This is a genomic window from Akkermansia sp. NBRC 115031 (assembly GCF_030268505.1).
In the GTDB taxonomy this organism is placed as follows: Bacteria; Verrucomicrobiota; Verrucomicrobiia; order Verrucomicrobiales; family Akkermansiaceae; genus Akkermansia; species Akkermansia massiliensis.
Genome location: NZ_BSQU01000004.1, coordinates 240,493 through 264,033, shown reverse-complemented (window position 1 = coordinate 264,033; position 23,541 = coordinate 240,493). Strand labels below are relative to the sequence as shown.

20 protein-coding genes are annotated in these 23,541 nt (G+C 59.2%); 10 read left to right on the top strand and 10 right to left on the bottom strand.

From position 1 onward, the window contains the following. Positions 1 to 352: 352 nt before the first annotated feature. A complete protein-coding gene (gpmI, locus tag QSJ36_RS07380; protein ID WP_102728500.1) occupies positions 353 to 1,897 on the bottom strand; it encodes a 2,3-bisphosphoglycerate-independent phosphoglycerate mutase in 1,545 nt (514 codons plus the stop codon). A 5-nt stretch (positions 1,898 to 1,902) separates the two neighbouring features. Further along, entirely contained in the window at positions 1,903 to 2,334 is a 432-nt protein-coding gene (locus QSJ36_RS07375; protein ID WP_102721864.1) for a thioesterase family protein, read from the bottom strand. 126 nt (positions 2,335 to 2,460) lie between these two features. On the opposite strand from QSJ36_RS07375, the gene QSJ36_RS07370 reads away from it, so the two are divergent. The 10 genes from QSJ36_RS07370 to QSJ36_RS07325 all read left to right on the top strand — a co-directional run bounded on the left by QSJ36_RS07370 (position 2,461) and on the right by QSJ36_RS07325 (position 14,054). Next, positions 2,461 to 3,612 (top strand): ATP-binding protein, encoded by a 1,152-nt coding sequence (locus QSJ36_RS07370; RefSeq protein WP_102727669.1) that lies wholly within the window; start codon positions 2,461 to 2,463, stop codon positions 3,610 to 3,612. Beyond that, positions 3,609 to 5,012, top strand: coding sequence for a sigma-54 dependent transcriptional regulator (locus QSJ36_RS07365; protein ID WP_102721866.1), 1,404 nt, complete (start codon positions 3,609 to 3,611; stop codon positions 5,010 to 5,012). Before QSJ36_RS07370 ends, QSJ36_RS07365 begins: the two co-directional genes overlap by 4 nt. After that, a complete protein-coding gene (locus QSJ36_RS07360; RefSeq protein ID WP_285467959.1) occupies positions 5,009 to 6,892 on the top strand; it encodes a hypothetical protein in 1,884 nt (627 codons plus the stop codon). Before QSJ36_RS07365 ends, QSJ36_RS07360 begins: the two co-directional genes overlap by 4 nt. Before the next feature lie 8 nt (positions 6,893 to 6,900). Then, on the top strand, positions 6,901 to 7,161 hold the full coding sequence (gene xseB, locus QSJ36_RS07355; RefSeq protein ID WP_102727667.1) for an exodeoxyribonuclease VII small subunit: 261 nt from the start codon (positions 6,901 to 6,903) through the stop codon (positions 7,159 to 7,161). Further along, positions 7,142 to 9,028 (top strand): 1-deoxy-D-xylulose-5-phosphate synthase, encoded by a 1,887-nt coding sequence (dxs, locus tag QSJ36_RS07350; RefSeq protein WP_102727666.1) that lies wholly within the window; start codon positions 7,142 to 7,144, stop codon positions 9,026 to 9,028. Before xseB ends, dxs begins: the two co-directional genes overlap by 20 nt. 7 nt (positions 9,029 to 9,035) lie before the next feature. Continuing rightward, positions 9,036 to 9,809 carry a tetratricopeptide repeat protein gene (locus tag QSJ36_RS07345; protein WP_022397774.1) on the top strand — a complete coding sequence of 258 codons (774 nt, stop codon included), beginning with the start codon at positions 9,036 to 9,038 and terminating at the stop codon, positions 9,807 to 9,809. Then, complete coding sequence (locus tag QSJ36_RS07340) at positions 9,809 to 10,345, top strand: recombination protein O N-terminal domain-containing protein (RefSeq protein ID WP_022397773.1); 537 nt, start codon at positions 9,809 to 9,811, stop codon at positions 10,343 to 10,345. Before QSJ36_RS07345 ends, QSJ36_RS07340 begins: the two co-directional genes overlap by 1 nt. Before the next feature lie 151 nt (positions 10,346 to 10,496). After that, complete coding sequence (locus tag QSJ36_RS07335; protein WP_022397772.1) at positions 10,497 to 11,588, top strand: LptF/LptG family permease; 1,092 nt, start codon at positions 10,497 to 10,499, stop codon at positions 11,586 to 11,588. Between the two features lie 75 nt (positions 11,589 to 11,663). Further along, complete coding sequence (gene der, locus QSJ36_RS07330; protein WP_285467954.1) at positions 11,664 to 13,058, top strand: ribosome biogenesis GTPase Der; 1,395 nt, start codon at positions 11,664 to 11,666, stop codon at positions 13,056 to 13,058. An 18-nt stretch (positions 13,059 to 13,076) separates the two neighbouring features. Next, positions 13,077 to 14,054, top strand: a complete 978-nt coding sequence (locus tag QSJ36_RS07325; protein WP_102728495.1) for an ABC transporter ATP-binding protein — start codon at positions 13,077 to 13,079, stop codon at positions 14,052 to 14,054. A gap of 50 nt (positions 14,055 to 14,104) precedes the next feature. On the opposite strand, the gene QSJ36_RS07320 is transcribed toward QSJ36_RS07325, so the two are convergent. The 8 genes from QSJ36_RS07320 to QSJ36_RS07285 all read right to left on the bottom strand — a co-directional run bounded on the left by QSJ36_RS07320 (position 14,105) and on the right by QSJ36_RS07285 (position 23,473). Then, positions 14,105 to 14,842: a four helix bundle suffix domain-containing protein gene (locus QSJ36_RS07320; protein WP_285467953.1), complete on the bottom strand. Its 738-nt coding sequence runs from the start codon at positions 14,840 to 14,842 to the stop codon at positions 14,105 to 14,107. Continuing rightward, the gene (locus tag QSJ36_RS07315) at positions 14,793 to 15,422 is read right to left on the bottom strand and encodes a CatA-like O-acetyltransferase (protein WP_180971077.1); all 630 of its coding nucleotides are present in this window, start codon (positions 15,420 to 15,422) and stop codon (positions 14,793 to 14,795) included. The genes QSJ36_RS07320 and QSJ36_RS07315 overlap by 50 nt, the downstream gene beginning before the upstream one ends. A 4-nt stretch (positions 15,423 to 15,426) precedes the next feature. Next, a complete protein-coding gene (locus QSJ36_RS07310; protein WP_285467952.1) occupies positions 15,427 to 16,146 on the bottom strand; it encodes a DUF805 domain-containing protein in 720 nt (239 codons plus the stop codon). Between the two features lie 674 nt (positions 16,147 to 16,820). Further along, the gene (locus QSJ36_RS07305; RefSeq protein ID WP_215458406.1) at positions 16,821 to 17,330 is read right to left on the bottom strand and encodes a DUF805 domain-containing protein; all 510 of its coding nucleotides are present in this window, start codon (positions 17,328 to 17,330) and stop codon (positions 16,821 to 16,823) included. 77 nt (positions 17,331 to 17,407) lie between these two features. Then, positions 17,408 to 17,590, bottom strand: a complete 183-nt coding sequence (locus QSJ36_RS07300) for a hypothetical protein (RefSeq protein ID WP_285467951.1) — start codon at positions 17,588 to 17,590, stop codon at positions 17,408 to 17,410. 79 nt (positions 17,591 to 17,669) lie between these two features. Beyond that, a complete protein-coding gene (locus QSJ36_RS07295; RefSeq protein ID WP_285467949.1) occupies positions 17,670 to 20,495 on the bottom strand; it encodes an ABC transporter permease in 2,826 nt (941 codons plus the stop codon). Continuing rightward, positions 20,492 to 21,238, bottom strand: a complete 747-nt coding sequence (locus QSJ36_RS07290) for an ABC transporter ATP-binding protein (RefSeq protein WP_022397764.1) — start codon at positions 21,236 to 21,238, stop codon at positions 20,492 to 20,494. Before QSJ36_RS07290 ends, QSJ36_RS07295 begins: the two co-directional genes overlap by 4 nt. Before the next feature lie 15 nt (positions 21,239 to 21,253). After that, complete coding sequence (locus QSJ36_RS07285; protein WP_285467947.1) at positions 21,254 to 23,473, bottom strand: TonB-dependent receptor; 2,220 nt, start codon at positions 23,471 to 23,473, stop codon at positions 21,254 to 21,256. Between the last annotated feature and the right edge of the window lie 68 nt (positions 23,474 to 23,541).

The following is a 23,541-nucleotide window of genomic DNA, read 5'->3' as shown; positions in this document are numbered from 1 at the left end:
TGACTCCCCCTTGCCTATCGGAAGCCGTTTGCATGGAAAGGGAAAACCTTCGGAACTGCGTGCCCGGACGGGATGCGGCGCAAGCCTCTCCGGCATCTCAATTTGAAAGGGAACGTTAGCGAACCCTCTTCCCTAAAGCCGGTACATCCTGGCGGACGTTTGCATTCCAGTTCCACAAAGGACTGCTCCGCTCCCCGTGGACAGGGGAATGCTTCCCCGTCTCCAGTCTGTAACGGATTGCTTATCCGCATCCTTTTCCGGCGTTTTTCCGTCAGGGCAACACGGAGACAAAAAAATCCGTTTCCAGCCACGCAAGCTGGAAACGGATTCCAAAGATCAACTGCGGGAACCGTTATTTTTTCGGCGTCACCAGGGAATGCCCGGACATTTCGGCAGGCTGTTTCAGCCCCATCAGGTTCAGCAGGGTGGGGGCCACGTCCGCCAGAATGCCGTTGGAGAGGTTGACCTGGTCCTTGTCGTCCGCCACATAAATGAGGTCCACAAGATTGGTGGTATGGGCCGTGTTCGGGGAGCCGTCCTCATTGCGCATGTGTTCGGCATTGCCATGGTCCGCGGTGATGAGCAGCTTGCCGCCCAGGGCCAGCACCTTCTTCACGCACTTTTCCAGGGCGCTGTCCACCGCTTCGCAGGCGGCGACTCCGGCTTCCACAAATCCGGTATGGCCCACCATGTCCCCGTTGGCAAAATTCATGATCACCACGTCGTACTTGTCCACGGCGTCCACAAACTTGTCCGCCACTTCCTCCGCGCTCATCTGGGGCTTGAGGTCATAAGTGGCCACTTCACGGGGGGAGGGAACCAGAATGCGGTCCTCGCCGGGGAACTGCGTTTCCACGCCTCCGTTAAAGAAGAAAGTGACGTGGGCGTATTTTTCCGTTTCCGCAATGCGGAGCTGAGTCTTCCCGGCTTCCGACACAATCTGTCCGAAAATGTTGTCCAGCTGCTCCTGTTCAAAAACGATGGGGGAGGGATACTTGGCATCGTACTCCGTCAGCGTCACATAATGAACCCTGGGCGTCACTTCACGGTCAAAGCCGTCAAACCCGGGATACAGGAAGGCATCGCTCATCTGGCGGGCGCGGTCCGCACGGAAGTTGAAGAAAAACACCACGTCATTATCGCGCACGCGCTGTTCGTTGCCGTAGGCAAAAATGCCGGGCTTCAGGAATTCATCCGTCTCGCCCTTGGCGTAGCACTGTTCCACATATTCGGAGGGGGAACAGGTGCACTGTTCGCCGCGGCCCAGCACGATGGCGTCCCATGCCAGCTTGTTGCGGTCCCAGCGCTTGTCGCGGTCCATCGCATAGAAGCGGCCGATAACCGTGGCGATTTTCGCGCCGTAAGGCTTGATGGCTTCTTCCAGTTGGCGCATGAATCCGGCCCCGCTGGTGGGGGAACAGTCACGGCCGTCCGTGATGGCATGGATGCAGATGTCGCGCACGCCCGCTTCATAGGCGTATTTGACGATGCCTACCAAATGGTTGATATGGCTGTGCACGCCGCCGTCGCTCACCAGGCCGAGCAGGTGCAGGCGGGAGCCGGCGGCCTGGGAAAAAGCGGTCTTCAGCACGGAATTTTCACCCATGGAGCCGTCCTTGATGGCGTTGTCCACCCGGCAAAGATCCTGGAAAACCACGCGGCCAGCGCCCAGGTTCAGGTGCCCCACTTCGGAGTTGCCCATCTGCCCGTCCGGAAGGCCCACGTCCTCCCCGGAAGCGCCCAGCAGGCTGTGGGGATAGTTGGCCAGGAGGTAATCAGTAAAGGGGGTATCAGCCAGAACAGTGGCGTCACCGTACTCTTTCGCGACATCAGGCCCCAACGGATTGCGGCCCCAGCCGTCGCGAATGACAAGAACGACAGGCTTTTTAGAAGACATGGGCCTTATTTACAGGCATCCCCTCCTTTTGAAAAGCCTGAAATCAGGCATTCCTTCTCCGACTCTGAAATAGCCTGCGGTTTCCCCCCCTTCCCCACGCGGACAACTACATACCTTCCACTCATGACCGGATGCTCCGAATGGAACACCGCAAACTTCCATTCCAGCGAACTGGTTCCCACCGCTCCCAGGCTCAATTCAATGCTCAACCAGTCGCCCAGACCGGCGGAACTGGCGTAATCCACCTCCACATGCACGCGGGGCCAGCCGCAATCGGGGGAAAGAACCTCCAGCCCCTGGGAACGCAGGTACTCGTGCTCCACCTCCTCTACCAGGCACAGCAGCCGGGTGAAATGAGCCACGCCGGAGGCGTCCGTATCGTGAAAGGCTACCTGGCGTGTTCTGACAAAGGGGATGCAGGGAAGTTCTTCAGGCATGCCTTCATCCTGCCTCCTTTCCCGGAAGCATGTCCAGCCGCAAATGCGTGACAATATGTCACATCAGCTTGATTTGTGACATCCCTCTCTTTATATATAGGGGCGAGCCCGGACGGAAACGCCGCCATGAAGAAAGACACCATCGATAAGCTGATCGGCCGCATTGACCATATCAAGGAAGAGGACCTCCAGCGTTTCTTTGTAAAGCTGGCGGAACAGCAGGGTTTTTTCCAGCAGGTGTTTGAAGCCATCCAGGAAGGCCTGATCCTGCTGGACAGCAAGGGAAAAATCCTGTTTGTCAACCAGGCCGCCCTCAAGCTCCTTGACAAGGAACGCGGCCAGATCACGCCGGAAGACTTCTGCATCTTCCTGGGCAGGGACTGCACCTGGGACACCATCCAGCAGAGCCGGACCGCCGTTTCCCGGGACGTGGAGATTTTTTATCCGGAGCACAAATTCCTGAACATTTTCATCTCCCCCATCGGCGGCAGGAGCCAGGGCCATCTGATCCTGATACGGGATGAAACGCCCCGGCAGAAGAAAAACGCGGAGAACATCGAGGCGGAACGCCTGAACGCCCTCACGCTGCTGGCCGCGGGGGTGGCCCATGAAATAGGCAACCCCCTCAACTCCATCGGCCTTCATCTCCAGCTCCTGGCCCGGAAGGCAAAACAACTGCCCGCGGAGTACCGGACGGACATGGAAGAACTGCTGAAAACGGCAGAGAGCGAAACCACGCGGCTGGACGTCATTCTGAAACAATTCCTCCAGGCCATCCGCCCCACCAAGCCCATCCGGGAACCCCACAACATTGAAACCATCATCATGGAGGTCCTGAAACTGCTGGAGCCGGAAATCCGCCAGCGCGGCATCCAGATCAACACGGACCTCCAGCCCAGCCTCCCCATCCTCAGCCTGGACCCCGTCCAGATCAAGCAGGTCTTCTACAACCTGATCAAAAACGCCTACCAGTCCATCCCGCCGGAGGGAGGCACCATTCTGGTTAAAAGCGGTTATACGGATGACAGCGTGTTCGTCACCGTGGCGGATACCGGCTGCGGCATTTCCCCGGAAGTCATGGGCAGCATTTACGAACCTTTCCTGACCACCAAATCCACCGGCTCCGGCCTGGGCCTGCTCATCGTGCGCCGCATCGTGAAGGAACACGGCGGCTCCATCACCCTGGCCAGCCAGCCGGGGCAGGGAACCACCATCACGGTCTTCCTGCCGCGCGTGGAACGCACCATCAGGCTCCTGCCCTCCTCCATCCCGTCATGAAGATGCCCGTTCTGCTGATCGTAGATGATGAAAAACCCACGCGCGACGCCCTGCGCATGGGCTTTCAGGACGATTACGAAGTGTACACTGCCGCCAATCTTTCCCAGGCCGTCACTCTCCTGCGGGAGGAATCCCCGGACCTGGTCCTGACGGACCTGCGGCTGGGCGGGGAAAGCGGCATGGACGTGCTGAAAGCCGCGGCTTCTCTGCCCCATCCCCCCCAGAGCATCATGATGACCGCCTACGGATCCGTGGACGCCGCCGTGGAAGCCATGAAACAGGGCGCGTACGACTTCGTCACAAAGCCCCTGAACCTGGATGCCGTGGAGCTGGTGCTCAAAAGGGCGCTCCATACCCGGAACCTGGAGACGGCCAACCAGGAGCTCACCACCCGCATCCAGGCGGACTCCGGCCTGCAAAAACTGCTCGGACGGTCCGCCGCCATGGAACACGTGTTCTCCATCATCCGCCAGGTGGCGCCCAGCAAGACGACGGTGCTGATTGAAGGGGAAAGCGGAACCGGGAAGGAACTGGTGGCCCAGGCCATCCATTCCCTTTCCGGCAGGCCGGAGAATAAATTCGTGGCCGTCAACTGCGCGGCCCTTTCCCCCCAGTTATTGGAAAGCGAGCTGTTCGGCCATGAAAAAGGCTCCTTCACCGGAGCCGGGCAGCGCCGCATCGGCCGCTTTGAACAGGCGGACGGCGGCACCATCTTCCTGGATGAAATCGGGGAAATAGACGCCGGAACGCAGGTCCGCCTGCTGAGGGTGCTGTCCGAACGGACCATTGAACGCGTAGGCTCCAACACGCCCATCCCGGTGAATGTGCGCATTATTGCCGCCACCAACAAATCACTGAAGAAACTCGTCCAGGAGGGCAAATTCCGGGAAGACCTCTATTTCCGCCTCAACGTGGTCCACATCCAGATGCCCCCCCTCCGGGACCGGCGAGAGGACGTGCCCCTGCTCGCCACCGCCTTCCTGAAAGAATTCGCCAGGGAGAACAACAAGGAATTCAAACCCCTTTCCCGGGACGCCCTTGACGCCGTACGGAACTACTCCTGGCCCGGAAACGTGCGGGAGCTGCGCACAGCCATGGAGCACGGCGTCGTCATGAGCAACTCCGCCAGCATAGAACTCTCCCATCTCCCACCCCGGCTGCACGCGCCGCAGCAGCCGGCCGCCCCGGGGAGCATGGCGCAGGAACAATTGGAGGACAATGCCCCCAGCACACAGAATGGGCTTGTCCCGGCAGGGGTTTTGAATTTATCCTTGCTGGAGCGGAATGCCATCCAACAAGCGCTGGCCCGGTCAAACGGCAACAGAACGGCGGCAGCCCACCTTCTGGGCATCAGCCGCCGCACCCTTCAACGCAAATTACAAGATATTCAACCTTCATGAATGCGCCCACCACGGCATCCCGCACACCGTTTATCATCATCCTCATCCTGCTGCTGGCGATTACGGGTGTGCAGTACTTTTTCAATTTTAACGGTCTGAACGCCAGCGCCGCCATGGACCAGGCCCAGATCGCCCGGAACGTGGCCAGGGGACAGGGGATGGCCACCAACTGGCTGAGACCCATCCAGATGGTCTCCGGGAGCACCCGCGCCGGCCTCAACCCCTTTCTTTCCGACGCCCAGATCCGCGAACAGGAAACCATTCTGGCGGGACAGGGGGAATCCCTCGTCAATCCGGAAAAATTCAATCCCTACGCCCTCCGGGACACACGCAACGCCCCTCTGAACATCCTGGTGGAAGCCGCCGTCTTCAAGGTGGCCGGCGTCCACAAGTTTGACCTGTGGAGCATGACGGGCAGCTCCATGATCTACCTGCCGGACCGCATCGTGGCGGGCATTTCCTGCATGTTCTTCATCCTGGCTGTCCTGAGCTGCTATTACATCCTCCACCAAATGTTTGATGTCACCATCGCCAGCTTCACCTGCCTGACGATGATTCTCAGCAACCTCTTCCTGCAATACGCCACCAGCGGCCTCCCGCAGATGATGATGCTCTTCTTCTTTGCCTGGGGCATCCATTTCCTGTCCACGGCCCTGCAAAACAGGGAGGAAAAGCGTAAATTCCTGATGCCGCTCATTTACAGCTCCATCTGTTTTTCATGCGTCTGCCTCGCCGGCTGGATCGGCCTGTGGCCCATGGCCGGCTTTCTGATTTTCGTGGGCATCCGCTTCAAGCCTCACGGCCTGTACTGCATTCCGGGACTTGTGATCCTGTTCCTCCTCCTGGCCTACCCCGTTTACATCAACCGCTCCCTCAGCGGAGGCTTCTTCGGAACGGCCTATTACACCATCTTCACGGGGCTGACCGGCAATGAAGAAATCGCGATGAACTCCCTGGCCGCCGGGGACATTCCCATCGCCGCCCAGAAAGCCGTCACCTCCATCGTCAACAACATCCTGACGCAGGGCGACCTCCTTTACGAAAACCTCGGGAACCTTCCCCTGGCCATGGTGTTCCTGCTGGCCCTCCTGCACAAATTCAGAAGGCCGGAAGTCAACCAGGCCAAATGGGGCGTCTTCGCCATGTGGGTGCCCGCCGTCATCGGCATGGCCCTTTACACCTCCAACAAATCCGGTATTTCCCTGGGACAGATTCAAATCCTCTTCGCCCCCTTCTTCACGGCCTACGGCACGGCCTTCGTCCTCAACCTGATCGCACGGCACTCCAACAAGGAGGTAGTCCCCATCCTGCGGGGCGGCGTCCTGCTGCTCGCCCTGCTCATCACTTCCCTCCCCCTTCTGCTCAGCCTTCCCCAGATGGTGCGGGTGGGCATCCTGACGGCCAGCCGCGGCATTCCGGCATGGCCCCCTTATTTCCCCCCGGGCCTCAACCGGGACCTTCGCGCCCAGACGTCGGAAAAGGATTTCATCCTCACGGACCAGCCGTCCGCCGTCGGCTGGTACGCAGACAGGAAAGCCATCGGCCTCCCCAAAATGGTGGAGCAATTCATGGTGCTGGAACGCATTCTGAAATTCCACGGCGGGAAGGTGGGCAGCATCCTGGTGACTCCCTCATCCACGCTCAATGCGGACCTCCGCACCATTGCCGCCTCCTACGGGGAATTCACCCCCCTCGTTCTGGAAGGCACCGTCCTGCTTCAGACGAAGGACAGGAATCCCGTATACCTCTTTGACCACAGCCGTGCGCTCTACCCCTTGTCGCAACGCTTTGGGACGCCGGACTCCCGCCAATTCATCCAGGGAGCGGACATGATTCTTTACAAAGACCTTCAGGAAACCGCTTCCACCCCTCAACCTTAATTCCCCATATGACCAAACAACGGAAAAACGCTCCCGGATTTGAAGAATCCGTAGCCCGCCTGGAAGAAATCATACGCTTGACGGAAGCCCCCGTCACCGAACTGGAAGACATGATAGCCCTGGTGGAAGAAGGCAACAAGCTCATCCGCCACTGCCGCGGCATCCTTCATGATGCGGAACTGCGCATCCAAACCCTCAGCAACCCGGAGACCGTCCAGGATGGAACGGATCCCGATGAACCAGACAGCAATGAATTCTCCCTTACCTGAACTTCCGGAGCTGCTGGCAAGCATCCGCAGCCATGCAGACCTGATGAAAATCCCTGAATCGGAACTGCCCCGGCTCGCGGAAGAAATCCGGAACACCCTCATCCACTCCCTTTCCCTCACCGGCGGCCATCTGGGCCCCAACCTGGGCGTGGTGGAACTGAGCATTGCCCTTCACCGCGTCTTTGAAACACCGCGGGACAAAATCATCTTTGACGTTTCCCACCAGGCCTACGTCCATAAAATGCTCACGGGGCGCGCGCCGCTGATTCACACCATCCGCCAGCATGAAGGGCTCTCCGGCTTTGCCAAAATGTCGGAATCCCCCCATGACGCCTACGGCGCAGGCCACGCGGGCACGGCGCTTTCCGCCGCCCTGGGCATGTGCGCGGCCAGGGACCTGAAAGGGGAGGACTACCATGTAGTGGCCGTAGCCGGGGATGCGGCATTCACCTGCGGCACCACCCTGGAGGCGCTGAACAACATCAGCCAGACCACCAAGCGCTACATCACCATTCTGAACGACAATGAATGGGCCATTGATAAAAACGTGGGCGCGCTGGCAAAATACTTCAACTCCCTGCAAACCTCGGAAACCTTCTCCTGGCTGAGGGACAAGACGGCCTCCTTCATTGAAAAGCTGGGGGGCACGCAGGCCAGGGACTTCGCCTTCAAGCTGGAAGGCACCACCAAGAACCTCATCTTCCCCTCCCTGCTCTTCAATAAATTCGGCCTGCGCTACTTCGGCCCCCTGGACGGGCACGACATCCCCACCCTCATCCGCACCCTTTCCTACATCAAGGACCTCAACGAACCCGTTATCCTGCACGTGGTCACCCAGAAGGGAAAAGGCTACCAGCCCGCACTGGACAACCCCACCAAATTCCACGGCCTGGGCTCCTACTGCGTGCGGGACGGCGAAACGCAGGCAACCGCCACCCCCACCTTCTCCCACATCTTCGGTTCCACGCTGGTGGAAATGGCGCACGAGGACGAATCCGTCACGGCCATCACGGCCGCCATGGCCAGCGGCACCAAGCTGGACCTGTTCAAGGAAGCCTTCCCCAAGCGCTACTTTGACGTAGGCATTGCGGAAGAACACGGAGCCCTCTTTGCGTGCGGGCTGGCGGCGGAAGGCATGAAGCCCTACATCGCCATTTACTCCACCTTCATGCAGCGCTGCATTGACATGATCCAGCATGACGCCGCGCTCCAAAAGCTACCCGTGCGCTTCTGCATGGACCGCGCCGGGCTCTCCCCGGACGACGGCCCCACGCATCACGGCCTGTTTGACATCGCCATGATCCGCAGCATCCCGAACATCGTCTTCATGCAACCCAAGGATGAAGCGGAATTCGTCCACATGCTCCGGACCATGAACCATTACCAGAACGGCCCCACCGTCATCCGCTATCCCCGGGGCTGCGGCGCCGGGGTCCCCCTTCCCTCCACGCCGGAAATCCTCCCCATCGGCAAGGCGGAAGTGCTCCAGACGGGGAAGGACGTGACCCTCGTTTCCCTGGGCACCATGATCGGCATCGCCCGGGAGACGGCAGCGCTGCTGGAAGCGCAGGGCCACACGGTCACCCTCATCAACGCCCGCTTCATCAAGCCTTTGGATGACGAATGCATCCGCCGGCATGCGGCCTCCAGCCGGGTGGTCTGCACCTTTGAAGACCATTCCATCAGCGGCGGCTTCAACTCCGCCGTGCTTGAATCCCTGGAAGCCGGAGGCGTCACCACGCCCGTGGAAGCCATCGCATGGCCGGACCAGTTCATCGAACACGGTTCGGAACCCATCCTCAGAAAAAAATATGGACTCACGGCGGAAGCCGCGCTACAAAAAATCATTCCCCACCTGAATTCCTGACCCATCCATGAAAGCATGCACCTTCCTACTGGCAGCCCTGACGCTTGCCCTTCTCCCCGCCTCCGCGCAGCAAACACCGCCGGAACCTCCGTCCCCGGCGTGGATTCAGGAATTCAACAGCCTGCCGGAAGCAACCAGAAAAAGCTACATTGACCAATTCCGCAAGGCGGAACAGCTCTTTGCGCAGAAGAGAACCATGGAATGCCTCTTCTCCCTGACGGAGCTGGAAAAGCTTTATGCAGGAAACCCGGGCTTATACAATCTCCGCGGCGCATGCTACATTGAAATCCGCAACATTGAAAAGGCCCTGGAAAACTTTGAAAAGGCCCAGAAGCTGGATCCCTCCAACCTCACCATTCAGTTCAACCTGGCGGAAGCGCACTACGTCAATCATGACTATGCCAGGGCGCTGAAAGCCTTCACGGAGCTTCTGCCTCCCTTCAAGGACAATCCCGGCATGACTCCCCTGCTGCAATTCAAGCGCTATATTTGCGCCCGCAAGCTGGACAACCGGCCCCTGGCCAAGGAACTGGAAAACCTGTACGGCCCGATGGACGACACGCCGTACTACTACTGCACCCAGGCCATCATCAAATTCATGGGAGGAGACAAGGACGCCGCCCAGGAACAGCTCCTTTCCGCCATCCGCATCCACGGAGGCACCAGCGCCATCCAGGCCTTTACGGACGCCATGACGGAAGCCGGCATCCTGCCCTCCCCCTACGGGCAGACCGTCCCAACGGAACAACCGGCTAAAACAGGGCTGGAAAAACGCCGCTGATGAATGCGGAAGCGACGGTCCTGAAGCTCTATCCCCTGGGAGAGAACGGCCTGATTGTCGTCTGGTGCACGGAGGAAGGCATCATCAGAACGGCGGCCAAAAGCGCCAGAAAGCCCAACAGCCCCTTTGCCGGGCGCCTGGACCTCTTCTACCAGTGCCGCATGCAGTGGACGCAGGCAAAAACGGGAGACCTGCACTCCCTGACTTCCGCAGACCTGCTCTCCCCCCGCCTGCCCCTCCGGAAAAGCTACCTCCGGCTCAGCGCGGCAGGCTACTTCGCGCGCCTGTTTCTCCAAATGCTGGAGCCGGACACGCCCATCCCGGAATTCTACGACCTCCTGCAACGGGCATACGCCTATCTGGAAAACAACGACCCCACCCTCCGCGCCGTCCTGCACTTTGAACAGGAACTCGCGCGGCTGCACGGCATCGCGCATCCCGGCATTCCGGCGCACGTCATTCTGAAATCCCACTTCGGCAAGCTTCCCCCGCAGCGGGAAAAACTGCTCGGCAGCCTGGAACAAAAAGAAAACTGAACAACATGCCGCATCCTTTTTCACCAGCCGCACGGACTTTCATCCTCCCATCCAACTCCTCCTTCCCTCCGGGGAAGGATACGGATTGTTCCGTGCGCGTGATTGACTTGTCCGCGGCCTTCGGGCAAAATCTCCGGCACGGTTTTACTGCATGAAGATCTTTGACAGATACATTGCCCGCCAGCTGCTGGGTGTTACGGCCCTGGGGGTGATGGCCCTGAGCGCCCTGCTGCTCCTGGGCAACCTGTTCAAGGAACTGCGCCCCCTTCTGGTGGAAAACAAGGCGCCCATCAGCATCGTTCTGGAATTCATCTTCCAGGTAATACCCTTCTCGCTGATGTTCTCCATTCCATGGGGATTCCTGACGGCCGTGCTGCTGGTATACGGACGCCTGGCCTCGGACAACGAACTCACCTCCATGCGCATGTCCGGCATGAGCCTGTGGCGTCTGAGCGCCCCCGCCATCGCCATCGGCATCGCCCTCTCCGGCCTCTGCTACTGGATCAACATAGACATCGCGCCCCGCGCCAAGCAATCCATTTCCGAACTGCTCATCAAGGCCGCCTCCATCAACCCGAAGGGGCTTCTCAATGAAGGACAGGCCATCACCAAATTCGATAATCTGGAAATCTACATTGACAAGCGCGTGGACGACGTCATCCACGGCATGCACATCTATCAGAAGGCGGACGACAAATCCCCCGCCGTGGCCATGCACTCGGAACGCGTGACCATGGACTTCTCTCCCGAGAAAAAAACCCTTTACCTGCACCTCATCAATCCGCTCATCACCACGCAGGAAAAGGACTCCATCTCCCAAAGCGTGACCATGGATGAAATGCCCCTGAGCATCAACCTGGACAAATCCCGCTCCCGGCGCATCAAGGCCAACCGCTTCACCAACCGGGAAATCAGGGAAGCCCTGAACACGCCCGGCTATCTGGATAAAAAACAGACCACGGAATTCGCCACGGAACTGCCCAGGCGCGCCTCCTTCTCCCTGGCCTGCATCGTCTTTGCCCTCATTGGCGTGCCCCTGGCCATCAACACCCGCAGAAAAGACACCTCCACGGGATTTGCCCTGGGCATCCTGATCGCCTCCCTCTACTTTGTGGCCCTGATCTTTGCGGACCTGTCCCGGAAAAGCGACACGATGCTCCCCTACATCCTGCTATGGCTTCCCAACGTCATCACGATCGCCGTGGCGCTGTACCTTCACAATCAGGCCAGGCACAAGGGATAAGCCCCCGGCGGAAGCGCCCGCCGTTGGCGCGGAATTAGCTTTCACAGCTCCGGCCCTTCGGGTAACATGGCGTGCATGCAGCACGTCCCCACCATCGCCATCGTAGGCAGGCCCAATGTCGGGAAATCCGCCATCTTCAACAGAATGGCCGGAAGGCGCATCGCCATCGTGCATGATGAACCCGGCGTCACTCGCGACCGGCTCTCCGCCCCCTGCAAGATTACGGACCGCGCCTGTAAAATCATGGACACGGGCGGCATCGGCGCGCGCCTGACCGACGGCTTTGCGGAACAGGTGGCGGCAGAGGCGGACATAGCCATGAAAACGGCGGACCTCATCCTCTTCGTGCTGGACTGCCGGGACCACCTCACCCCCATCGACCAGAGCATTGCGGACCACCTCCGCAAGTCGGACGTTCCCGTCATCCTCCTGCTCAACAAGGCGGACCATGAAAAGCAGGATCTGAACCTGGGCGAATTCGCCGGACTTGGCTTTGACGACCATATCTTTCTCTCCGCCGCCCACGGCAGGGGCTTCTCCGAACTCGCCTCCCGGCTGGACGACTTCCTCAAACAGGAGGGCGCCCCGCTGAAAGAAGAACTGGAGGAAGAAGCGGAAGACGGGGAGGACGCCGCCCCCCCCATCAAGGTGGCCGTCGTTGGACGCCCCAACGCGGGCAAATCCTCCCTGGTCAACGCCATCCTCCGGGACAAGCGCACCATCGTTTCCGACGTGGCGGGCACCACCCGCGACGCCATTGACGTCCCCTACCTGCACGACGGCCAGCCCTACGTGCTGATCGACACCGCCGGCATGCGCCCGCGCTCCCGGCGGGACACCTCCGTGGAAGTCTTCTCCGCCATGCGCAGTGAAAAAGCCATCCGCCGGGCGGACATCTGCCTGCTGGTCATTGACATTGCGGCAGGCATCACGCAGCAGGACCGCCGTATCGCCGGCATCATTGCGGAGGAAGGGAAACCCTGCATCATCATCGTGAACAAATTCGACCTCTTCCACCCGAATGCCCCGCGCAAGGACCGCATGGCGGAAGTGGAGGAACAGGTGCGCAGGGAACTCTTCTTCATCAACTATGCGCCCTTCATCGCCACCTCCGCAAAAAAAGCGGAGGGCGTGGAAATCATCTTCAAGGTCATCACGCGCATCCGCCGGGAATCCCGTAACCTGCCCACCACCGGACAGCTCAACCGCCTCATCCAGCTTGCCCAGCAGATGAACCCTCCCGGCACCGCCAGCGGCTCCACCAGAAGACTGAAAATCTACTACGTCACCACGGCGGTGGACCCCAAGTACAACACCATTCCCGTCCCGCGCTACGTCCTCTTCGTCAATGACAAGAACCTGCTCACGGACAGCTACTCCCAGTACCTGCGCAACAAAATCAGGGAAGCCTACCCCGCTCCCGGCATCCCGGTCATCTTCTCCGCCCGCTCGCGCGTGCGCAATGACTGACAATCCCGCCTTCTCCGCATGCTCTCCGTCAGGAACCTCAGCGCCTCCTTCCACACCAGGGCCGGCATCGTCCGGGCGGTGAGAAACGTGTCCTTTGACGTGGCGCCGGGGGAAACGCTCGGCATCGTGGGGGAATCCGGGTCCGGAAAATCCGTCACCTGCTACTCCATGATGGGGCTCATCCCGATGCCTCCGGGCCGCATTGAAAGCGGTTCCGCCATGCTGGACGGCACGGACCTGCTTCATTGTCCGGAAAAGGAACTCCGTTCCATCCGCGGCAAGCGCATCTCCATGATCTTCCAGGATCCCATGACCTCCCTCAATCCGTACCTGACCATCGGGGAGCAGGTGGCGGAACCCCTCGTCATTCATGAGGGAGCCGGCAAAAAAGAGGCGCGCGACCGCGCGCTGGAACAGCTTGCCCTGGTAGGCATACCGGACGCGGAACAGCGCATGGACGCCTATCCCCATCAATTCTCCGGCGGCATGCGCCAGCGCGTCATGATCGCCATGGCCCTTATCACCAGGCCGGAAATCCTCATTGCGGACGAGCCCACTACTGCCCTTGACGTCACCGTGCAGAAGCAGGTGCTTGACCTCATCAGAAAACTTCAGCAGGACATGGGCACCTCCGTCATCCTCATCACGCATGACCTCGGCGTGGTGCGCCAATATGCGGACCGCATCAACGTCATGTACGCAGGCCGCATTGTTGAAAGCGCCCCGGCGCGGGAGCTTTTGGAACATCCCCGGCACGCCTACACCAGGGCCCTGATGAAATCCATTCCCGGACTCCATGCGAAAGGCTCCCCCCTCTACACCATTCCCGGACTGCCCCCCAACATGATGCAGGAACCTTGCGGATGCAGCTTCCGCCCCAGAAATACCCTCGGGAACCCGGAACTCTGCCTGACGGACCGGGAACCGGAGCTGGTGGAAATATCTCCGGGGCACTCAGTCCAAAACTGCCCGGGATGCCTGGCCGGGAATCAGTAAAACCTTGGGAGAAGAATAGGGCCTATGGGGCTCACAGGAAACTTTAGGGATTATAGGGAATTCCCATCATCACCCCTATCACCCCTATCACCCCTATCACCCCTATCACCCCTATCACCCCTATCACCCCTATCACCCCTATCACCCCTATCACCCCTATCACCCCTATCACCCCTATCACCCCTATCACCCCTATCCCTTCTCATCCGGCTCATTCTTTCCCTCATCCCCCCTTCTCCAAGAAACTTCCCCTCCAAAAACCTGAGCTGCCGCATTAATAAATACTTGGCCTGGAAAATCAGGCAAATGGCCATATTGGCCACCACCTCCGGCGGCCTTGTCCGGGCCAGTTCCAAAAAATAATCCCGGGCCAGACATTTATCCGCACCCTTCTTTCTGACAAAAAGGGACTCTCGTGAATCCTTTTCCCGCACGGGAAAGCCTCTCACTCTCAAAAAGTCTTCATAATCAGCCAGTAATTCATCCAGACTGGCTCTGGCTACATTCATCAGCTTGATTTCCGTTTCCATAGAGACCAGCCCCGCCTCCTTTCCCTCCGCAATATTCTGCTTTCCGGAACGGGCAGCCTGAACCATCTGATCAACCGTCCTGTCACGAGAAGACAAGTACGCCTTACAAAAATAATAGGTCAGATCATAAATCTGCTCCGCCTTTCTGTAGGAAAGCAGAGACCGGTAATCGCCGGAAGGGCGCAACAGGGAAGCCATGCGTCCCAGCCTAAAACCCGCAACAAAAACAATCAATATTTTTATAAAAATTACCAACATGGACCCCGTCCACCAGCACATGGTTCGCCTGAATGGCCACGGGCATCATCAGCCTGCCGGAAACGTCCGCCTCCATCTTCCCCCAATGGATGAGGGGAAGGTACTGCCCCCGGAACACCCTGTAGGCGCTGGCCACCTGCGTAAACGGAATCCACGGCAGGCAGCTGAACACGGCAATATCCGTCCGATGGCAGGGATTCGCCCGGGCCGGAGCCTGCTTGGCCGCCTGAATGAGCGGAACGGCATGCTCCAGAAAATCAGCCAGCTCCGCCCGGTACTCTACTAAAATCTGGGTGAATTCCCCATCCTTAGCCAGCACCGGAACCAGGGCGTCCACGGATTCATACTCCCACACCTCCCCTTCCTCCACCCTCTGGCGCAGTTGGGGAATCTTATTCACTGCCTTCAACAGCACAAACAGGCACAGGGCGAAAAAGGAAATCCCCTCCTGTTTCGCATAACGGTACAAGGCATCCACCCGCACGGGAGACGTGATGGAAAACATGGGACATTCAAACGTCTGGAAATACTCGTAATGGGACCTTCGCGGCCAGGAAGCGATTTCTATTTTCTTTTTCATGCGCTTATTTTCTATTCCAGGAAGGCTCTCCATAGATGTTTTTGCGCTTTTGCTCCGGCAGCAAAAGACTGAACAGGACGGGAGCAGTCAAGACAGCTATGCCCGTAAATATTCCCCCTACAAGATCCCAGCAAAAGGACATTGCCAGAAACTTTCCCTTAAAAGAACAAATCAGGACTGCTATCCATACCGGCCAGACGATCGCCAACCAGCCCCCATCCAGCCCGGCATCATGAAAACGTCTGACGCCCAGCGCAATGAAGCAAAACAAGAAGAAAAACAACAGCAACAACCCCGACAGAAGAGCAAAAAGCATCCCAAAAGGAAGAGGTTCAAAAACATCGCAGGCTCCACAAAAACAAACTATCCAGACGAGAGGAGCAGACGCCAGAAGTGCGCCGTAGGCAACAGCCGCCTCCCGGCGCGAGGAACGGGACTGCATCACCAGCAGGGAAAAAAACCACTTAAAACGACTTCTTCTGCCGCATTTCCATATTTTGCCCACTTTCATCCATTCCCCGGTTCTGGAATACCGCTCCTTGAGCAACTTCCATTCCGGCGGAGCTCCCGGAATGTCTCCTATCCATATCCAGTCTTCCGAACGCTCCTCCCTGACCATCAGTCCCAGCGGTAATCCGGCATAGCGGACTTCCCTGACCAGGAAATCAAAATCGGACGGCCCATGCAATTCCCCATCCGGCGTATGGTAATAATAACGTTTCACAATCACTCCTTTCCTTCCGTTCTTTCCCCGGTTCGCCCGGAAATGCCGGACCGGCTGTTGGCGGGAACACATCCCAGCGCAAGCGGCGCCAGGGAACAAAACAGAAACATGCAGAAAAACATGGCGCCGCAAATTAAAAGGGAGGCATTCCCTCCCGCCGCAGCCCGCGCCCATCCGTACACATGATAAAAGCCCGTCTCCGCACATCCCAAGGAAGCCGCGTAAACGGGAACCGCCCAGAGGAGGCCCGGATCAAGATCACGGAGCCTGCGAAAAACAAGTCCCAGGCATGGAACAAGCATGGCCGCACTCAAACACGCCAGGTTTATTCCATGCTCAGCCGTTACCATAAAACGCGGATGAATACTCCCATTCACCGCGGCCCAATATCCTGAAAAAACCAGCGTCCCCATGCACACGCCATAAAACAGCCACGCATATAAATATGAGGCGCTGGAAATGCGGCCGGACCAAGAAAACAACCACCTCCATCTTGCCGCCATCCATTCAGGCAAGCTGAACTTCCTTTCAGAAAAAGGACCAGGACTGGAAGAAGACAGGTTCACGGGAAAGCCCTTTCAGTCAAACACGCATTACGGGGTTTGTCGATATTATCCTCCCTTTCCGGCGAAAGGAAAAATCCCCGGTTCTTCTCTGTCCGGGAAACGGAACGGTCATACCTCCGGGGGATGACCGTATTGATTTTCCTTCTTCGTACCGGGAAACAGGCCCAGCAGCGCAACAACCCAGGTTCCGGACAACACGAAAACGGCCACTCCCATTCCTCCTGCCGCCATTACTCCGGCCTTTCCTGCATGTGCCATGAACATTCCCCACGCATCAGACTGGAACAAACGACCAAACAACCATTCTACCGGCAAACTGCCAGCCAGAAGGACAAAAGGAAGAACAAACGACCAACCGCCCGCCAGGGACAAGTCATGAAGCCTTCTCCAACACAAGGCAAAGAATTGAAGGACAATCAGCAACCCCAGCAACAATCTCAAGAGCAGGAAGATGAAGAACAAACAGGAAAACACGTCGATTCCCGGCATCAGGGGAGGAAGAGCAAGCCCCAGCAGAATCTGGGCAACCGCCAGCCCCAGGCAATCCGCCAGCGTCATGGACAGGAAAACGGACAGGCATTCCCGCCGGGAAGCGCGTCCGGAAAAGACGAATGCCATTCTCCATGATCTCCGATAATAATACCGGAGACGCTTCCAAAACGACAGACCGGCTACCTCTTCCGGCGGAACAGACATCACGTTCGGATAAAATCCGGTTCCCGTTTCACTGCCTCCGCCAGGGCAACCCATTCTTCACCATCCACTGGACGGATCATCAAATGATCAGGCAGACCGCCCCATTTTACCTCACAGGCCAGAAAATCCAGTTCAGCAGGACCATGCAATTCTCCATTCCGGTCATGGTAAAAATATTTCATTCTAAAGTATACAGCTGATCCTATTTGCTTAATTTTCAGCAATCAATACTTTTTTCGACAAATATAATCCAGAAGGCCCCTACCCCTCCCGGACGGAAAGCAAGTCCGTCACAGACGCGCGCTTCATGCGCCACGCAGGCAGAAGGCACGCCAGGGAGGAAAGGGCCAGCACCAGAAGCACCGCATACCCCAGATGGGCCCAGGGCATCGTGATGGGAGGAGTGACGATGCCGAAGTGATAACCGTATTCCAGAATCTGGATGGAGCACCAGGCTCCCAGCACGCCCAGGGCCAGGCTCATGACGACGGCGCACAGGGAGACCATCAGCGTCTCCGCCCAGAGCATCCGCATCACCATGGCGGCCGGCACTCCTACCGCCCGCATCAGGCCGAATTCCCGGCGGCGGGACTGCACGGAGGCCAGAACAGTATTGAGCACGGCCAGCACGGCAATCACCATCATGATGATGGGAAGCTTGCTCATCGTAAAGATCACGTCGTCACCGCGGCTGGTGACGCTCCCCCCCAGGCTTTCCCGGGTCAGGGCCTTCACCAGCGGCTTCACGCCTTCCCCTTCGTTCTCCTGCTGCCGCACCTTCATCAGGGCGTATTCCCCCAGGTCGTTCTGGAGCTCCAGGTTGCTTACCCCGGGGGCGGTGTCCCCCCAGATGAACTGGAACCCCTGATGGCCGTATTCCTCCTTGAGCCAGCGTTCATCGGCAATCGCCAGGGCCGCCACAAAGCCGCCGCGACGCACGCGCATGCCGCTGGTCTTGGTCAGCCAGTGCCAGCCGGGGAAGGAGACGACTCCCGCCACCTTCCAGGGTTCCCCCTGCATGCCGGGGCCTCTGCCTCGTCCGTGAGCTCCGGCAGACGGAGCATTTCCGGAACGGCGCCCCTGATGGGACGGATTCACCAGCATCAGGTCATCCCCGGCCTTCAGCCCCACCGTCCGGGCAAAGGTGTCCGGAATCAGCAGGGAACGGGTGGATTCCAGCATGGCATAGGCTTCCTGCGGGTTGCCGGAAACGAACACGGGCCTGAACAGGGGATGGCTTCCCTGAGCCATCTCCGCCACGGGAATGCCGGCCAGCACGATGGAGCGGTTGCGCATTCCGGAAAAACCTGGGGTCTTCATCTGCGCCGGGGCAATGTCCGGTTCATCCACGTAAATGGGATACATCCGCGAATTCCTCAGGCTGGACCGCGCCATCAGCTCCGGAACGTCCGCAGGCTTGAACTCCGTATGCAGGAAGGAAACCAGCGTTCCGGGCGTGGACGTATCCGGAGAGAAAGGAACCAGCATGGAATATCCCCACGTCTGCACCCCTACAAAGAGGGACAGGCCCACGGACATGGATACGGCGGTTCCCACGGAACGGCTGAGGTTGCGGCTGAGCTGCACTTTCAGGAAAGAATGCGGCACGCGCAGCAGCAGCCCCGTGATCCATGATCCGGCCCACTCCGTCACGCGCACGAAGGCGGGAGCCAGGAACAGCGCACCGGCCACCAGGCCGGGATACCCCAGCCAGAAAAAGATCCACTTGCGCGTCTCCACCTCCAGGCCCGGCAGAAGCAGGGCCGCAGGCTGGAGGCACACGCACGCCAGCCCGGCGATCACGGACCACACGGGAACGCGGCTCACTTTCCCGATGAATCCGGAAGAGGGCACGGCCGCTTCCAGCGGAGACTGGCGGGAAGCGCGCCATGCGGGAATGATGGAAGCCAGCAAGGCCCCCCCCACGGCGCACGCGGCGGCAGCCAGCACCGTCGTCCAGGTCAGGACGGGGACCGAGGAAGAACCTTCCTCCAGAAGGTACACCAGGCAAAAGCCGGCGGCCAGGCCGCCCAGCAGCGCCGGAATGCACAGGAAAAGCCCCTCTCCCACAATCAGCAGCGCGATCTGCATGCGGCTCATCCCCAGCGCACGCATCAGGGCCAGTCTGCGGGTGCGCTCGCTGACGCCGATGCTCAGGGTCGTGAAAATGATGAAGACGCAGGAGAACAGGACGAGCCAGACAGACATCTCCGCACTCTCCTTCTGGGAACGGACGGAACGGTCGCTGGAAAGCCGCTGGATAATGGAATCCGTATCCGCCACCACGGCGGAGGCCTGGGCCAGCTCCTGCCGGAGGCCGTCCACAAACTCCTTTTTGTCCACCCCTTCCTTGAGCTGAACGTAAATCAAATTGGGAGCAAAAGGCTGACCCGTGATTTTTTCACACACCTTTACGGGCACAAAGAGGGAGGAAAAAGCCGGTCCGGACATGCCGCCCGGTCCCATAATGACGCCGGGGGTAGCCTTGGCCTGCTTGACGATGCCCACGACCTTCACGTCGTACACGTGCGTTCCCACGCGCACGTTCATGACGGTTCCCACGCCCGCGCTGAAATACTTGGCGCTTCCGCTGCCCAGCACCCCCTCCATGGCGGAGGAGGAAGCCATATCCGGCCAGACGCCTTCCTTCAAATCATAAGGACATTCCACGGCATGGTTCCCCACCAGGATGGGGCTCTGCGGAGGAATCCCCATGCGGTCGCGCGTCTGCTCGTCAAAGCTGCCGCGTTCATTCCCGCAGCCGATCTGGAGGCGGGGCACCTGGCAGGCGGCGTTCACGGATTCCACCAGAGGGGAGGCAGCCAGGCGAGCGGCCAGATCCGGATCACTGAACCGCGAGTACTGCCCGGGGGGAAGCGGCCCTCTGGGCGCCTCCGGCACCAGGCAAAGGTCATAGCTGCCCATGTAGGCCTCCGCGTCGTTATCGAACTCCTTGACCAGCGTATCATAGCTCCCCATCATCCAGACGATGAGGCTGACGGAGACGAGGATGGCGAACACGCTGACCGCCACCCGGCCGGGGTTGGCGCGCAGGTCCCGCCAAATCAGTTTGAACAGCAGCGTCATAAGGCGTCATTCAGCGTGCGTTCATAGAAGGAGGACAATTCTACAGGCCCGGCAAATTCCGCCGTGGGCCTGTCGTCCACGATGCGGCCGTCCTTGAGCACAATCACGCGGTCCGCCCACATGGCTACGTCCGGCGCATGCGTCACCAGCACGAAGGCGCAGCCCTGCGTACGGTGCAAATCCCGGAACAGGTCCCCCATGAGCCGGGTGTTTTCAGAATCCAGATTGCCCGTGGGTTCATCCGCCAGCACCAGCGCCGGGCCGGAAACCAGCGCACGGGCAATCGCCACCCGCTGCTGTTCCCCGCCGCTGAGCGTATCCGGCATGGCGTGCCGGCGGTGGGACAGCCCCACTTTTTCAATCATGGCGTCCAGAGTGGAAGAGGCCACTTTTTTGCCCCCCGCCAGGGAGGGCAGCAGGATGTTTTCCTCCACGTTCAGGGTTCCCACCAGGTTGAACATCTGGAAGATGAACCCCACGCGGTCGCGCCGGTACACTGTCAGGGCGGCATCAGACATGGAGCCGAGGTCCAGCCCATCCACCGTCACCGTGCCGGAATCCGGAGGCAGCAGCCCCCCCAGCACGTTCAGCAGGGTGCTTTTTCCGGAGCCGCTCGCGCCCATGACGGCGACGAACTCTCCCTGGTTCACGGTAAGGCTGATGTCTTTCAGCACGGCTATGTCCTCGGAACCGGACTTGAAGCTGCGCTTGAGGCGGGTGACGGAAATGACGGGGGAACTCATGGCTGGAAGGAATGGTTAGAAGGTAGTCTTCACGCCTACTTCAAACGTGCGGGGCTCTCCCACCGTGCACTGCACGGCGTGGCGGGTGGACTGCACGTATTTCTTGTCGAAAATGTTGTATACGGCCAGCCTCAGGGTGGCATCCTTCAGCCATTTGGTTTCCGGCAGGGGGATTTCCACCGTGAAGTCAAACACGCTGTAGGAAGGAATGGTATAATTGTCCGCAATCTTTGCACCGCGGAACGTGGCGTAGTAGGAATCCTTGCAGCGGTAGCCCAGGCCCAGCACCGTGCCGTTCAGCAGGCCGCCGTCAATGCGGTATTTCTGCCAGAGGGCCAGCGCATTCGGAGCGATGGTGGGATACACTTCCCCGGAGGTCCGGTTCTTGGTGCGGGTGTAGGTGTAGGAAAGGTAGGAACTCCAGTTCTTGGTGATTTCCCCGTTCAGGGAAAGTTCCACGCCTTCCGCCCTCTTGGAGCCGTCCGAATAGTACCGGTTGGTATATCCGTCTATGGCTACGGGAGTGTTATTCTGGATGATGTCAAACCAGGAAGCGGAGAACCACACCTTGTCCACCGGGCTGACCCGGAAGCCGAATTCCATCTGGTCCGTACGCCAGGAATCGGTCAGTTCCTTCCCGTTTTCATCCAGATACCCGAAATTGGGGGCGGAAGTACGGGCCGCATTGGCGAACAGAGCTACGCGCTCACCGAACATGCGGGTAATTCCGAAACGGGGGCTCCACGCAAACGCGTAATTGTTGTCCAGGCTGAAATGCGCGTCCCCGCGCACACCGGCCAGGAAACGCCACTGTCCGTAGCTAAGGACATCCTGCAGCAGGACGCCCGCCCGCTGAACCACGGTATCCGTCGCATTGGCTCCGGAATAGTCGCGCCCGGCGGGGAAAAAGGGCGGAGGATTGTACAGGGAGAAATAGCCGTTCGTGTTCGCGGTAGCGTTCGTCACCAGGCTGGAACCGTCGCCATAGGTGCTGCTCCCCGTGTAGGAAACGCCCATCAGGGCTTCATGCTCCACCTGTCCGGTCTTGAACTCCGCCAGCGCGTTGGAATAGAAATTCCAGTTGATGTTCCACTCGTCGCTCCACGCGGCTTCGTATTTGGCCTTTCCGGAAGCGATCATCTGGTTGTAATAATCCTCCGTGCTCATTCCGCGTCCGGCGGAAGAAGAAATGCCCCAGACATTGTAATCCACATCGCTGTACCCCATGCCGCCGCCGATGCGGATTGTCCAGACCTTCTCCAGCTTGCGCTCGAAATCCAGCATCGCCAGCAGGGATTTGGAATTGAGCCTTCCGCTCGGAGAACCGTACCAGGCGTCATACGGCCCCACAAAGTGGCCGCCCAGCACGGGGATGCCCATCGTCGTCGGCGAATTCTGGTACTGGAAACTGGTCGTCAGCACCGTCTTGGTACGGGAATCATGCTGCCAGCGGAAAATGGGGGAAACCGTGTACTTCTGGCCACCGTTGGCTCCGTTGCTCAGCCAGAACGGGCGTTCATACTCGGCGGCTACCACCGTGCGCAGGGCAAAACCGTCCGTTTCATTACCCCTGTACCGGGTGTCGTCCATAGTTACGCGGTACTTCTGCCCGTGATGGGAAAGACGGGCGTAAGCCGTCAACTCCGTCCGTTCCTCAAAATCAGGCGCCTTCAGGATCAGGTTAATGGAACCGCCGGCGCCGTATGCCCCGAGCGTACTGGTCTGGCCGCCGGAAATGGACCCGATGGGGCCTTTGACAATTTCAATATTTTCTATCAGGGACGTATCCATGCCGTATCCCATGCCGCGGGGAAGAGGCATGTTGCCTATCTGCACATCGGTGCCGGCAAAACCGCGGATGGTGTACTGGTCCGCCGTGCGGGACAGCAGCATGTCCCCCCCCGTATTGACGGAGGAATCCATGCGCAGGGCCTCCACCAGGGAATCGGAACCCTTGGAATCCATCAGATCCCGCGTAATAACGTTTACCGTTTGCGGAACTTCTTCCGTCTTCATGTTCGTGAGGGTGGCGGAACTGACCGTCTCCGCCCGCAGGGACTTGGAACGGATGGTCATCACGCGTTCCGGCATTTCCTGCACGCCCTCCTCTGCGGCGGCGGGTTTAGTCTCGGCATAGGCGGACTGCCCGAGGACAAGCAGGCTCCCAATGGCGGCGGCACGGTGCAAACCACGCCCCTGGCGGCGGCGCGGGGTATTCATGTTGGATAAACGCATGGGGCAAGTATAAAACGGAACATCGGGCCGTCCATCCCGGATTGTTAACAATTTGATAACAGGCCGTT